Origin of the sequence: Emticicia sp. 17c, assembly GCF_037153985.1 — a bacterium.
In the GTDB taxonomy this organism is placed as follows: domain Bacteria; phylum Bacteroidota; class Bacteroidia; order Cytophagales; family Spirosomataceae; genus Emticicia.
Map to the genome: position 1 here is coordinate 1 of NZ_JBBAYI010000049.1, position 1,138 is coordinate 1,138.

Genomic DNA, 1,138 nt, shown 5'->3' on the forward strand with positions numbered 1-1,138 from the left:
CACAGGGAACAACCCACGTGTACAGATTACATAATTGATTGCCAGATACGGGTGCATGTTCTCATGTGGCTGCGAAGCTCCTGCTGTGACTATCGTGTTTGGGTTCATCGGTAAAAGTGCGTCGGTTGGCTTATCCTTCTCCGAATAAAACTTCGAGGTGGCAGTTGGGTATGTCGGCAAAAAAGCTTCATACGGAGATGCTGTTGCCGGTGCAGCTGTCGAGGCACTATAAGCATGTGTATGCGCTGGCATTTGATCTACACTTACTATTACTGTTGCTTCGCCGCCTTTGCTGGCTACTGCATGAGGTGTTAAACCTGCGGAAGCTGTGGCACTGGCACCCATCGGGAAAGCCACCGTCAGGTTCGGAAGGGCGAAGTTGGTGCGGCCATCGCCGCCATATCTGTTACCGATAACGGCAAATAGGGCTTCGTTGCCACTTATAGGCAATAAAGCTCCATTACAAAAGGCGTATCCTTCGGGAGCATACATACCCGTAAACAAACGGATAAAACCTAAATAATCGTCTACCATGAGTTTATATCAATTAATGTTAATAGATTAAAAAGAGAAATTGTATAATTAATAAAAAAGCTTTTAGTCTCTGCTTGGGTAAATACCACGCACACAAATCAGGAAAGTAACCCCAACATACGGTGGCAGGTTATTATGACCCTGAGAAGCACCAGTCTGACCGACAACCTCAGAATTCATCAGAACAGTAGTTGGAGAGGTATTGGCATAAAAAGGTGTGCCTGTTTCGTCGGTTGGTAAATAGTTATTGGTAGGGGTGTATGATGCCTTGGGGCCACCCGAGCCATAAAAGGCATGTGTATGCCCGGGAATCTGGTTCAGGGCTAGTGTTACTTTTTCGCTACCGCCTGTCTGCCCTATTGCTCTTGGTGTTAGGCCAGCTCCATTACCTGCACCTACCGGAATACGGCTGCGGAAATCGGGCAGAGCAAAAGTGGTACGGTTATCACCACCATATTTATTACCTATTAGGCTGAAAAGTGCCTGATTCTGTGCTATTTGCAACAGTCTGCCATCGCATGGCAAATAATTTTCAGGGGTGTAGTCACCAGCAAATATGCTGATTGAACCTAGAATATCTTCCATAGTGTTATGATTGATTGTT

The 1,138-nt window shown here is 46.0% G+C and carries 2 protein-coding genes; both read right to left on the reverse strand.

All coding sequences use genetic code 11. From position 1 onward, the window contains the following. A partial coding sequence (locus WAA15_RS24395) for a phage tail protein (RefSeq protein ID WP_337045464.1) occupies positions 1-534 on the reverse strand: 534 nt, incomplete at its 3' end. A 63-nt stretch (positions 535-597) separates the two neighbouring features. After that, positions 598-1,138 (reverse strand): phage tail protein (locus WAA15_RS24400; protein WP_337045465.1); only part of this gene is annotated, 541 nt, incomplete at its 5' end.